This is a genomic window from Pseudomonas sp. ES1, assembly GCF_050586605.1.
GTDB classification, from domain to species: Bacteria; Pseudomonadota; Gammaproteobacteria; order Pseudomonadales; family Pseudomonadaceae; genus Aquipseudomonas; species Aquipseudomonas sichuanensis.
The window spans coordinates 88,367-100,100 of record NZ_JBOBDM010000001.1 but is presented as its reverse complement, the minus strand read 5'-3'; the positions used below and the strand labels follow the sequence as shown (position 1 = coordinate 100,100).

13 protein-coding genes are annotated in these 11,734 nt (G+C 64.7%); 9 read left to right on the top strand and 4 right to left on the bottom strand.

The annotated features are described in order from the left end of the window. Window positions 1-75 precede the first annotated feature (75 nt). Window positions 76-1,152, bottom strand: coding sequence for an ABC transporter substrate-binding protein (locus tag ACQ4N9_RS00570; protein ID WP_390967594.1), 1,077 nt, complete (start codon window positions 1,150-1,152; stop codon window positions 76-78). A 216-nt stretch (window positions 1,153-1,368) separates the two neighbouring features. Here ACQ4N9_RS00570 and ACQ4N9_RS00565 point away from each other — a divergent pair, with 216 nt between their 5' ends. From ACQ4N9_RS00565 to ACQ4N9_RS00555, 3 genes are all read left to right on the top strand, one after another. Further along, the gene (locus tag ACQ4N9_RS00565; protein ID WP_390967593.1) at window positions 1,369-3,021 is read left to right on the top strand and encodes a nitrite/sulfite reductase; all 1,653 of its coding nucleotides are present in this window, start codon (window positions 1,369-1,371) and stop codon (window positions 3,019-3,021) included. Next, window positions 3,005-3,499, top strand: coding sequence for a DUF934 domain-containing protein (locus tag ACQ4N9_RS00560; RefSeq protein WP_153787237.1), 495 nt, complete (start codon window positions 3,005-3,007; stop codon window positions 3,497-3,499). Before ACQ4N9_RS00565 ends, ACQ4N9_RS00560 begins: the two co-directional genes overlap by 17 nt. Before the next feature lie 124 nt (window positions 3,500-3,623). Next, window positions 3,624-5,180 carry a hypothetical protein gene (locus ACQ4N9_RS00555; RefSeq protein WP_430931945.1) on the top strand — a complete coding sequence of 519 codons (1,557 nt, stop codon included), beginning with the start codon at window positions 3,624-3,626 and terminating at the stop codon, window positions 5,178-5,180. Between the two features lie 76 nt (window positions 5,181-5,256). Here ACQ4N9_RS00555 and ACQ4N9_RS00550 read toward each other — a convergent pair whose 3' ends face one another. The 3 genes from ACQ4N9_RS00550 to ACQ4N9_RS00540 all read right to left on the bottom strand — a co-directional run bounded on the left by ACQ4N9_RS00550 (window position 5,257) and on the right by ACQ4N9_RS00540 (window position 7,336). Further along, the gene (locus ACQ4N9_RS00550) at window positions 5,257-6,105 is read right to left on the bottom strand and encodes a c-type cytochrome (protein WP_371923709.1); all 849 of its coding nucleotides are present in this window, start codon (window positions 6,103-6,105) and stop codon (window positions 5,257-5,259) included. Window positions 6,106-6,167: 62 nt separating this feature from the next. Next, window positions 6,168-6,830 (bottom strand): c-type cytochrome, encoded by a 663-nt coding sequence (locus tag ACQ4N9_RS00545; RefSeq protein ID WP_390967591.1) that lies wholly within the window; start codon window positions 6,828-6,830, stop codon window positions 6,168-6,170. 146 nt (window positions 6,831-6,976) lie between these two features. Beyond that, window positions 6,977-7,336 (bottom strand): hypothetical protein, encoded by a 360-nt coding sequence (locus ACQ4N9_RS00540; RefSeq protein ID WP_125464556.1) that lies wholly within the window; start codon window positions 7,334-7,336, stop codon window positions 6,977-6,979. Window positions 7,337-7,496: 160 nt separating this feature from the next. Here ACQ4N9_RS00540 and ACQ4N9_RS00535 point away from each other — a divergent pair, with 160 nt between their 5' ends. From ACQ4N9_RS00535 to modC, 6 genes are all read left to right on the top strand, one after another. Further along, window positions 7,497-7,799 (top strand): DUF1883 domain-containing protein, encoded by a 303-nt coding sequence (locus ACQ4N9_RS00535; RefSeq protein WP_046855131.1) that lies wholly within the window; start codon window positions 7,497-7,499, stop codon window positions 7,797-7,799. Between the two features lie 7 nt (window positions 7,800-7,806). Further along, window positions 7,807-7,977 (top strand): hypothetical protein, encoded by a 171-nt coding sequence (locus tag ACQ4N9_RS00530; protein ID WP_167409850.1) that lies wholly within the window; start codon window positions 7,807-7,809, stop codon window positions 7,975-7,977. Between the two features lie 36 nt (window positions 7,978-8,013). Next, the gene (locus tag ACQ4N9_RS00525; protein ID WP_390967590.1) at window positions 8,014-9,099 is read left to right on the top strand and encodes an NAD(P)H-dependent flavin oxidoreductase; all 1,086 of its coding nucleotides are present in this window, start codon (window positions 8,014-8,016) and stop codon (window positions 9,097-9,099) included. A gap of 83 nt (window positions 9,100-9,182) precedes the next feature. Continuing rightward, a complete protein-coding gene (gene modA, locus ACQ4N9_RS00520; RefSeq protein WP_347149636.1) occupies window positions 9,183-9,941 on the top strand; it encodes a molybdate ABC transporter substrate-binding protein in 759 nt (252 codons plus the stop codon). Next, window positions 9,941-10,621: a molybdate ABC transporter permease subunit gene (gene modB / locus ACQ4N9_RS00515; RefSeq protein WP_125859135.1), complete on the top strand. Its 681-nt coding sequence runs from the start codon at window positions 9,941-9,943 to the stop codon at window positions 10,619-10,621. The genes modA and modB overlap by 1 nt, the downstream gene beginning before the upstream one ends. A 1-nt stretch (window position 10,622) precedes the next feature. Further along, window positions 10,623-11,714, top strand: coding sequence for a molybdenum ABC transporter ATP-binding protein (gene modC, locus ACQ4N9_RS00510; RefSeq protein WP_390967589.1), 1,092 nt, complete (start codon window positions 10,623-10,625; stop codon window positions 11,712-11,714). Window positions 11,715-11,734: the final 20 nt, after the last annotated feature.

Sequence of the window (11,734 nt, the reverse complement as noted above, 5' to 3'; positions counted from 1 at the left end):
CTTGTAGTGGTTATGGGAATGCACTTCACAAGCAGCAGTTAAGTCCAGCAATGTCCTTCGCTCAAGCAGGGACTTTCAATAGTCGACGGGCGACGTGAGAAACGGGTAGCGGTAGCTGGCCGGCCGCCCTTCGGCGCTGTAGTGATGAAAGTCGACGCCGTGGCCACCTTGCTCCAGCAACTGCAGCCAGCGCCGGGCCTTGGCCGGGTCGATCAGTTGCAAGATTGGCACCTGGTGCTCGCGCAATCCGTCGCGATTCACCGCCAGGCCCATGGCATCGTCGTGCAGCATGACCATGGCCCAGCCGCCCAGGGTGAAATGGCCGCCCATCAACACCCCCAGGCGCCCGTCGATCAATGCGCGCAGGGCTTCCGGCGAGCTGTTCACCGCACTGAACACGGCATCGCGCCCCGGCACCTTGCCCGCCTGCTCGAAGGCCTGCATGGCACCGAAGGCCATTTCATCGTTGGCCGACCACACCAGCCGGGTCTGCGGATAGCGCTCCAGCAGCACCTGCGCCTGTTCGAAGGCGCGCTGGCGGTTCCAGCCGCCATACACCACCTGGCGCAGGCGCACCTGCGGGAAGTCTGCCAGCGCGCGGCGCATGCCCTGCTCGCGCAGTTGCGAGGCCGGGGTGGTCTTGACCCCGGCAAAGGCCAGCAGGTCGACCGGCTCAGACGAGGGCGGCAGTTTCGCCACCATCGCCTTGAGCATCTGGTAGCCGGCCGCTTCATCGTTGTTGGTCAGGGTGCCGAGCACTTCGGGGTACTTGTCGGGCTGGGCCTGGATGCTGCGCGCCTGGCTGTCCGTCAGGCCGTTGTTGACCAGGAACAGCTTGACCCCGGTGCCGCGGGACAGGCGAATGATCTCGGGGGCGACGTACTGTTCGTTGACCAGCACCAGGTAATCCGGGCGTTCCGGCCCCTGCAGCACGGCGCGGGCCTGGGTCAGGGCGAGGTCGGCCCGGCGTTCGCTGTACTGCACGCGCAGTTGCATGCCCAGGTCCGTGGCGGCGGCCTGCATGAAGCGTGAGTAATCGACCCAGAACGTCTCGTTGGACAAGCCTGGGTTGAGAAATACCACCGAAGCGGCCTGTGCGCCCGCCACCAGTGGCAGGCTCAGGCACAGGCCCTGGCACAAGGCCTTGAGCATGCGGTTACATCCCTGGGGAGCAAACAGCGGAGTATACGCGTAGCGCGGTGTAGAGCGGGCAAATGGCAGTCAGTCTCACTTAGTCCAAATGGTTCTTTTCATATGCAAAAACATCACTTTAGCGCATAAACCCACTCTGCTATCGTTCCCCCGCTCCGCTCCGGAGTGCGCGGCCGTGCGCGCGATTAGCTGCATGCAGCCTGAGACAGGACTTTTATGTACGTATACGACGAGTACGATCAGCGGATCATCGAGGACCGCGTCAAGCAGTTCCGTGATCAGACCCGCCGCTACCTGGCCGGTGAGCTGAGCGAAGAAGAATTCCGCCCGCTGCGCCTGCAGAACGGGCTCTATGTCCAACGCTTCGCCCCGATGCTGCGCGTCGCCGTGCCCTATGGCCAGCTGAACGCGACGCAGGCCCGTATGCTGGCGAAGATCGCCCGCGACTACGACAAGGGCTACGCGCATATCAGCACCCGCCAGAACGTGCAGTACAACTGGCCGGCGCTGGAAGACATCCCGGACATCCTGGCTGAGCTGGCCACCGTGCAGATGCACGCGATCCAGACCAGCGGCAACTGCCTGCGCAACGTCACCACCGACCAGTTCGCCGGTGTCGCCGCAGACGAACTGGTGGACCCGCGCCCATGGTGCGAGATCGTCCGCCAGTGGACCACCTTCCACCCGGAATTCGCCTACCTGCCGCGCAAGTTCAAGATTGCCGTCAACGGTTCGAGCGACGACCGCGCCGCCATCGAAGTGCACGACATCGGCCTTGAGCCGGTGCGCAACGCTGCCGGCGAGCTGGGCTTCCGCGTGCTGGTGGGCGGCGGCCTGGGCCGTACCCCGGTGATCGGCGCGTTCATCAACGAGTTCCTGCCGTGGCAGGAGCTGCTCAGCTACCTGGACGCCATCCTGCGCGTGTACAACCGTTACGGCCGCCGTGACAACAAGTACAAGGCGCGGATCAAGATCCTGGTCAAAGCCCTCACCCCGGAAGTGTTCGCCGAGAAGGTCGAGGCCGAAATGGCCCACCTGCGCGGTGGCGACACCACCCTGACCGAGGCCGAAGTGCAGCGCGTGGCGCGCCACTTTATCGACCCTGAGTACCTGGCACTCGACAACCAGGACTACAGCACACTGGACGCCGAGCACCCAGGCTTTGCCCGCTGGCGTTCGCGCAACACCCGCGCGCACAAGAAGCCGGGCTACGTCGCCGTCACCCTGTCGCTCAAGCCCACCGGCGTCGCCCCGGGCGACCTGACCGACAAGCAGCTGGACGCCGTCGCCGACTTCGCCGAGCGCTACAGCTTCGGCTACCTGCGCACCTCGCACGAGCAGAACATCATCCTCGCCGACGTCGAGCAGCGCCAGTTGCACGCCCTGTGGCTGGAACTGCGCGAGCAAGGCTTCGCCACACCGAACATCGGCCTGCTGACCGACATCATCTGCTGCCCGGGCGGTGATTTCTGCTCGCTGGCCAACGCCAAGTCGATCCCGATCGCCGAATCCATCCAGCGCCGCTTCGACGACCTGGACTACCTGTTCGACATCGGCGAGCTCGACCTGAACATCTCCGGCTGCATGAACGCCTGCGGCCACCACCACGTCGGCCACATCGGCATCCTCGGGGTGGACAAGAAAGGCGAGGAGTTCTACCAGGTTTCGCTGGGCGGCAACGCCGCGCGCGACGCCAGCCTGGGCAAGATCCTCGGCCCTTCGTTCGCCCAGGATGACATGGCCGACGTGATCGAGAAGCTGATCAACGTGTATGTCGAGCAACGCACCGAAGACGAGCGCTTCATCGACACCTACCAGCGGATCGGCATCGACCCCTTCAAGGAACGCGTCTATGCAGCGAATCATTAAGAACAACCAGATCGTCGACGAAACCTGGCACCTGCTGCCCAAGGACGTCTCGATCGACGAGCTGACCAACTGCGACGACTACATCGTGCCGCTGCAACTGTGGCGTGACCATCCGAGCATGCTCAAGGCCCGCGACGGCGGCCTGGGCATCTGGCTGGACAGCGACGAGGAAGCGGAAGAGATCGGCGCGGACGTCGAGCACTTCCAGGTCATCGCCCTGAACTTCCCGGCCTTCACCGACGGGCGCAACTATTCCAATGCGCGCCTGCTGCGTGACCGTTACAAGTTCAAGGGTGAACTGCGCGCCATCGGTGACGTGCTGCGCGACCAGCTGTTCTACATGGCCCGCTGTGGCTTCGATGCGTTCGCCATCCGTGCCGACAAGGACCCGGAAGACGCACTGCAGAGCCTGAAGGACTTCTCGGTGACCTACCAGGGCGCCACCGACGAGCCGCTGCCGCTGTTCCGCCGCCGCTGATCGTCAGCTGCTGCATCGACCGGCCCGCCTTATGGCGGGCCGGTTCGTTTCGCACATATCGCTCAGGTTTGACAATGGCATGCCGATATCATCGGTAGACCCATACCCGCGCAAGGACAGCGACATGAACCCGATCAGCGCCGCGCTGCGGCTCCCCCTCGCCTACAGCAGCTCCCCCCAGCAGACCGTCAGCCTGCACAAGACCGCACACCCCGCCGACAGCCCAAGCGCTCAGGTCAACCTCGGCCTGGATACCCGCGTTGCCGATGCCCAGACATACTCCGCCAGGGGCTCGCTGGGCACACCGCAAAGCCGTTACCTCTGGCAGCAGGAAAACACCGACCCGCTCAGCCTGCACATGCAGGGCAGCCTCAGGAGCAATACGCTGAGCGGGAGTTTCCGGGGCCTGGGCGCAACCCTCATGGAACAACTGGTCGCCAACGGCGGCCAGCGCGTGTCCCAATCGGCGCTGCTGGCAGGCGCAAACAGCCAAGCCGACGCCGTGCTGCTGGCCCAGCAGCAGTCAGAGCTGCGTAAGTACGCCAGCAACCACGTGACCTTGAACCTGACCACCGCTTCCGGGGCAACTGTCACCCTCGGCCTCTACAGCAGCGAGAAAGGCCTGGCCGTCGATGCCGAGGTGCAGAACGGCACCCTCAGCGACACCGAACTGAAGAGCCTGGCGAGCCTCGCCAATGGCTTCGAGTCGGTGATCAGCGGCCTGAACCAGCAGCCGCCGCGCCTCAAGCTGGACGCTATGCTCAAGCTCGATCAGAACCTGTTCACCGGGCTGCAGATGAATGCCAGGCTCGATCTGGTCGACGGCGAGCAGCAGACCTTCGATCTGCGTCTGAATCAAACCACCCGCAGTGTCAGCCTGCAGGGGCCAAACGGCGACCTGCAACTGAACCTCGACACCCAGGGGGGTAGCTTGCTTGGTGGCACGGCGCAGCGACAGGCGGCGCTCAACAACTACCTGGCCCAGTTCGATGCTGCGCAGGAGCGCGGCAAGGGCGATGCGCACTTGATGACGCTGTTCAAGGACGCCTTCCGCCAACTCAACCAGGTGGACGACAATAGCCCGCGCCCGGCCGGGCACAGCATGCCAAACCACACGTTCAGCCGCTCGCTGCTCAGCGGTCTGGCCGACTTCAGCGCCTCGATCAGCCAGACCAGCACGCGACCAAACCCGCTAAGACTGGATGAAGAGGACCGCTTCGCCTACCAGGTCTCGCAGTCCACCTCGACCCAGAGCAAGGGCAACAACGTCACTCGCCAACAGCAGCAGCAGGCCACCCTCGACGCCGCCTGGCACAGCAGCCTCGACTCTTCGGCACGGCTTACCGACGGCGTTGTTGGCGGTGACTACCACTACCGTGTGCTGCGCGAACAGGCCAGCAGCATCAGCCGGCTGTCGATACTCGACGGCGAACTGGCCGAGGCAGGGGTAAGCCAACAAGCAAGCAGCACCAAGCGCGTGCTGACCATGCGCGATGGGGCCGTGCAATCCGATATCAGCACACCGCGCTCGGCAAGCAAGTCCCGTGACCTGATGGCGCTGCTCGACCAGCTGTTCAAGCAGGAAAAGGCCCGCGTAGAGGGGCTTGAATCAACCCTGGACCAGCAACTGGCAAGCAACAGCCAGCTGTGGTTGCTGCAGACGGACCCAGCGCGAATCTAGCGCGGCACTGCTGGAACACACCTGGCCGCCTTTGCGGGGCGGCCCGCGGCGTCATGGCCGTGGGCCGCTGCCACGCTCAGCCGCCGGTGCCCTGCCCGACCAGCACACCGTCGACCTTTTGCCCGTACAGGTTGACCCCGTCGTTGGCATGGAACTTCAATCGCGTCTTCTCGATCGAGCCCTCCACCAAGCGTGGATCCTGCGGCCGCTCGTGGCGGTTGATCCACGCGGCCACATCCCAGGCCTGCTGGTCGCTCAGGCTGCCAGGCTTGCCCAGCGGCATGTTGTACTTGATGAACGACGCCGCGGTGTTGATGCGGTGCATGCCCGCCCCCCAGTTGTACGAGTCCTTGCCCCACAACGGCGGCATCACGTATTCCCCGGCGACCTTCTGCCCTTCACCGTTGTCACCGTGGCAGATCGCGCATTGCTCGCGGTACACCTGCTGGCCACGCTTGAAGTCGTAACCGCCCGCGGGCTGCGCAACGTCGGGGTAGCCACGGCCGGCGATCTCGACGCCGGTCGGCGCCTGGGTCGAAAGCCAGTAGGCGTACACACTCAGCGCAGTCATCTGCGGGCTGTCGGCCGCCGGCGGCTTGCCATTCATGCTGAACTGGAAACAACCCTGGATGCGTTCGGCGAAGGTGTTGACCTTGTCGTTTTTCTTGCGATAGGCCGGGTACATCGGATAGGCGCCCCACAACGGCGCCGAGTGGGCCATGCGCCCCTGGTCCAGGTGGCAATTGCTGCAGTTCAGGCCATTGCCCACGGCGTCGGGCATCAAGCGGCGGGTATCGACGAACAATGCATGGCCTTGGCGGACCATCTTGCCAAAGGCGTTGTCGGGGATGGCGCTTTCGGCGGGCGCCACGAACTGCGGCGCGGCCTGCACGCCCGGCACCTTGAGCTGCGATTGATCTTCCATGGCAATCGGCGCGGCCTGGGCACTGCCCATGGCCAGCAACAGCACAGCGGGGATCATGGTTTTCATGGCTTGACCTCCTGGCTGGCCGACGAGCTTGCTGCGCTGGCGAAATACTCGGCTATCGCCTTGACCTCGGCATCGGTCATGGCCTTGGCCACGTTGACCATCAACTGGTTGGGGTCGTTGCTGCGGCTGCCGTCGCGCCAGGCGTTGAGCTGGGCCACCAGGTAGCCGGCCGGTTGCCCGGCCAGGGGTGGGAAGTGTTCGCCGACCCCGCTGCCGCCAGGCCCATGGCACTGCACGCAGCCAGGGATCTGCCGGCCCCAGTCGCCATACAGGGCCAAACGGGATACCGCATCGCCGGCAATCTGCTGGCGGCGCAGCTCGGCGGCGCCATCGGCCGGGAGCGCTGCCAGGTAGGTGCTGACGGCGTCGATTTCGGCGTCACTCAGCGCCTTGGCCAGCGGCTCCATCACCGCCTGCTTGCGGCTGCCCTGGCGAAAATCCCGCAGTTGCTTGGCCAGGTAGCCGGCAGGCAAACCAGCAAGGCGGGGGAAGCCGGCTGCGGCAATGCCTTTGCCATCCGGCCCATGGCAGCCCAGGCAGGCCATGGCGGCGGGGTTCTGCCCGCCCTGATTGAAGACCTGTTGCCCGTCGGCGGCATACGCCGAGGGCCAGGCCAGGATCAGCCAACCGCCGATCACGACACGACTCAGGGATATCATCACGGAAGACTCCATTTCCTTGTTATAAGCTTAGGCTCAAACGACATAAGCCCAGAAATACTAGGGCTTATCCCCGGTATGCGACAACGTGTCACCGGGAAGGAAAAGGGCAATCTGCCTTTTAATCGATCAATGACTGCGCTGGATCAAGAACCGGAGATGCACTCGGTCGCCGCCGTGCGCACATCCCCCAGGCGCAGGGGGAAATTGCTCAAACGCTCGTGAACCTTGATCGCACTGCCGCTGCCACGCTTGTCGATGTCCAGCAGCGCCGCCGGCCCTGCGCTGGCCGACAGTTTTTGCGGCACGATCAGGCGCAGGCCGTCGCCGCGCACTTCTTCACCCAACGGGTCACGACTGTCCGCCAGCTTGCGCTTGACGCAATCGGCGTATTCACGGGGCGTCTTGCCAGACATTACATCCATGGTTTCGTGGGACTGTTCCAGCTCCGTCACGCTTGCGCAGCCCCCCAGTGCCAGCGCCACCGCCGCTACCAGCCATTTCATTTACGCTACTCCAATTGCAAAGGTCACCCTCTGACCGCAGCCAGGCGCAATTGCTCCCCGATCTGGCAGAAATCTCCCGCCCGCTCGAGCCCGGACGCAAGTGTAGCGCCACATCGTGGTATCTTTCGCCTTTGCAGAAACAACCCTTGCGGAGCACCCCATGAAATTCGTACACCAGCGCGAGCACCTGAACGAGGACGACATCGTCGTCATCGAATGCTCCCAGCGCTGCAACATCCGCCTGATGAACGACGCCAACTTCCGCAGCTTCAAGAATGGCGGGCGACACACTTACCACGGCGGCCACTTCGAGAAGTTCCCGGCAAAAATCACCGTGCCCAGCACCGGTTTCTGGAACATCACCATCGATACCGTGACCACGCGCCCGATCTCGGTAACCCGCAAGCCGACTCTGACGCACAAGATCAAGATCATTCGCCGCTCCTCGTCGAAACTCGGATAACGCCCGCATGACCCAGACCATCAAGTATGTGATCAAGTACAAGCTCGACGGCGAACGCCGCTGGGATTTCGCCCTGATGCCCGATGCCTCCCTGGAGCAGGCGCAGCAGGCCCTGCGCAAGATCCACGGCGACGACGCCGAGAAGATCAGCGACATTCAGGTCAGCAAGGCCCTGTAAAACCGCCCCGATCCCGCCGCACTCTAGGAGTCGCCCATGAGCACCTGGCCAGACCGCCGCATCCTCGACCTGTTGAACATCGAGGTGCCCATCCTCCAGGCGCCCATGGCCGGCGCCAGCGGCTCGGCGATGGCCATTGCCGTCGGCAACGCCGGCGGCCTGGGCGCCCTGCCCTGCGCCATGCTGACCCACGACCAGCTACGAGGGGAAATCGAGGCCTTCCGCGCTGCGTGCAGCGGCCCGCTCAACCTCAACTTCTTCTGCCACCAGCCGCCAGCACCGGACCCCGAGCGTGACGCGCGCTGGAAGCAGGCGCTCAAGCCCTACTACGACGAGACCGGCGCCGACTTCGACGCGCCCACGCCGGTGTCCAACCGTGCGCCGTTCGACGAGCAGAGCTGCCAACTGGTGGAGGCGATGCGCCCGGAGGTGGTCAGCTTCCATTTCGGCCTGCCCGCCGCCGAACTGCTGCAACGGGTCAAGGCAACCGGGGCCAAGGTGCTGTCCAGCGCCACCACGGTCGAGGAAGCCATCTGGCTTGAACAGCACGGCTGCGACGCGATCATCGCCATGGGCTTTGAAGCGGGCGGCCACCGTGGCATGTTCCTCAGCGACGATATCACCAGCCAGATCGGCACCTTCGCCCTGGTGCCCCAGGTGGCGGATGCCGTGCGCGTACCGGTGATCGCCGCCGGTGGCATTGCCGACCACCGCGGCCTGCTCGCCGCCCTCGCCCTGGGTGCCTCGGCAGTGCAGATCGGCACCGCCTACCTGTTCTGCCCACAGGCCAAGGTCTCGCCGGCGCATCGCCGTGCACTGGACAACGCCCCGGCCAGCGATACCGCATTGACCAACCTGTTCACCGGGCGCCCTGCGCGCGGCATCAACAACCGCATCATGCGCGAGCTGGGGCCGATGAGCGCACTAGCCCCGCATTTCCCCCTGGCAGGCGGCGCATTGATGCCGCTACGGGCGATTACCGACCCACAGGGCAACAGTGATTTCAGCAACCTCTGGTCAGGCCAGGCCCTGCGCTTGGGTAAACACATCGACGCGGGCGAGCTGACGCTTGAAATTGCCAACGGGGCGCTTAAAATCTTGACCCGTAGATCAATTTTTTAGCCGCGTAGCTCTTCCCGACGGATGGCTTATCGCTATATAGTCCGCACCATAACGATAAACACCCGTCCCTAGGAGCCTTCTCGATGCGTATTCGCCTGTCCCACCTGGCCGCCGCTACCCTGGCCAGCCTGTTCTCCCTCAACAGCGCCTGGGCCGATGAAGTCCAGGTTGCCGTGGCAGCCAACTTCACAGCGCCCATCCAGGCCATCGCCAAGGATTTCGAGAAGGATACCGGCCATAAGCTGGTCGCCGCATACGGCGCCACCGGCCAGTTCTACGCCCAGATCAAGAACGGCGCGCCGTTCGAAGTGTTCCTCGCCGCCGACGATAGCACCCCGGCCAAGCTCGAGCAGGAAAAAGAGACCGTTGCCGGCTCGCGCTTCACCTACGCCATCGGCACCCTGGCACTGTGGTCGGCCAAACCCGGCTACGTCGACAGCAAGGGCGAAGTGCTGAAGAAAAACGACTTCAAGCACCTGTCCATCGCCAACCCCAAGACCGCCCCTTATGGCCTGGCCGCCACCCAGGTGCTGGACAAGCTCAAGCTGACCGAGGCCACCAAGGCCAAGCTCGTCGAAGGCCAGAACATCACCCAGGCGTTCCAGTTCGTCTCCACCGGCAATGCCGAGCTGGGCTTCGTCGCCCTGTCGCAGATCTACAAGGACGGCAAGGTCGAGAGCGGCTCGGCCTGGATCGTCCCGGCCTCGATGCACGAACCGATCCGCCAGGATGCGGTGATCCTGAACAAAGGCAAGGACAACCCGGCGGCCAAGGCGCTGGTCGACTACCTCAAGGGCCCGAAGGCAGCCGCCGTGATCAAGTCCTACGGCTATGAAATCTGATGCCGCTCGACGCCAGTGACCTGGGTGCGATCTGGCTGACCATCAAGCTGGCCAGCCTGACCACTGCCATCCTGCTGGTGGTGGGCACGCCCATCGCCTGGTGGCTGGCACGCACCCGCTCCTGGCTGCGCGGGCCGATTGGCGCGGTGGTGGCGCTGCCCCTGGTGCTGCCACCGACGGTGATCGGCTTCTACCTGCTGCTGATGCTTGGCCCCCATGGCTGGATCGGCCAGGCCACACAGGCGCTGGGCCTGGGCAGCGTGGTGTTCAGCTTCGCCGGGCTGGTGATCGGCTCGGTGGTGTATTCCATGCCGTTCGTGGTCCAGCCTCTGCAAAACGCCTTCAGCGCCATTGGTCAGCGCCCGCTGGAGGTGGCCGCGACCCTGCGCGCCAGCCCCTGGGATACCTTCGTCCATGTGGTGCTGCCGCTGGCACGCCCCGGTTTCATCACCGCCAGCATTCTCGGCTTCGCCCATACCGTGGGCGAGTTCGGCGTGGTGCTGATGATCGGTGGCAATATCCCCGACAAGACCCGCGTGGTCTCGGTGCAGATCTTCGATCACGTCGAGGCCATGGCCTATGACCAGGCCCACTGGCTGGCCGGGGCCATGCTGCTGTTCTCCTTCCTGGTGCTGCTGATGCTTTACGCCGGCCGGCGTGGCAAGGCTGGCTGGAGCTGAAATGAGTGCTTCGATACAGGCGCGCCTCACCCTTGCGCGCGACGATTTCACCCTGGATGTCGACCTGCGCCTGCCCGGGCGTGGCATCAGCGCGCTGTTTGGCCATTCCGGCTCGGGCAAGACCTCGTGCCTGCGTTGCCTGGCGGGCCTGGAACGTGCCACCAGTGCCTACATCGAAGTCAACGGCGAGGTCTGGGAAGACAGCGCGCGCGGGCACTTCCTTGCCCCACACAAACGCCCTGTGGGTTATGTGTTCCAGGAAGCCAGCTTGTTCCCTCACCTGTCGGTGCGCGGCAACCTGGAGTTCGGCTGGCGCCGCATCGCCCCCAGTGAGCGCAAGATCAAGCTGGAGCAGGCATGCAAGCTGTTGGGCATCGGCCATCTGCTCGAGCGCAAGCCTGCGACCTTGTCGGGCGGCGAGGCACAACGTGTCGGCATCGCCCGAGCACTGCTCAGCAGCCCGCGGCTGTTGCTGATGGACGAGCCGCTGGCGGCCCTGGACAGTGCGCGCAAGCGTGAAATCCTGCCCTACCTGGAACGCCTGCATGACGAGCTGGATATCCCGCTGATCTACGTCAGCCATGCCCAGGACGAAGTCGCGCGCCTGGCCGACCACCTGGTGCTGCTGGAGCACGGCAAGGCCCTGGCCAGCGGCCCGATCGGCCAGACCCTGGCCCGCCTGGACCTGTCGCTGGCCCAGGGTGAGGATGCCGGCGTGGTACTCGAAGGCGTGGTGGTCGGCCACGACCCGCACTTTGAGCTGTTCGACCTGCGCTTGCCCGGCGGCGAAGGTCCGCTGTTGCGCATCGCCCATCCTGACTTGCATGTGGGCAGCACCCTGCGGCTCAAGGTGCAGGCCCGCGATGTAAGCCTGGCGCTGAGCGCCGACGGCGCCTCGAGCATTCTCAACCGCCTGCCGGTGCAGGTGCGCGACTGCCACGCGGCAGACAACCCGGCCCATGTGATGGTAAGCCTGGACGCCAGCGGCAGCCCCCTGCTGGCGCGCATCACTCGCTATTCGGCAGAGCAACTCGGCGTGCAGCCGGGCCAGCATCTTTGGGCGCAGATCAAGTCGGTGGCGCTGCTCGGTTGAGCAACGCCGCAGCGGCGGTT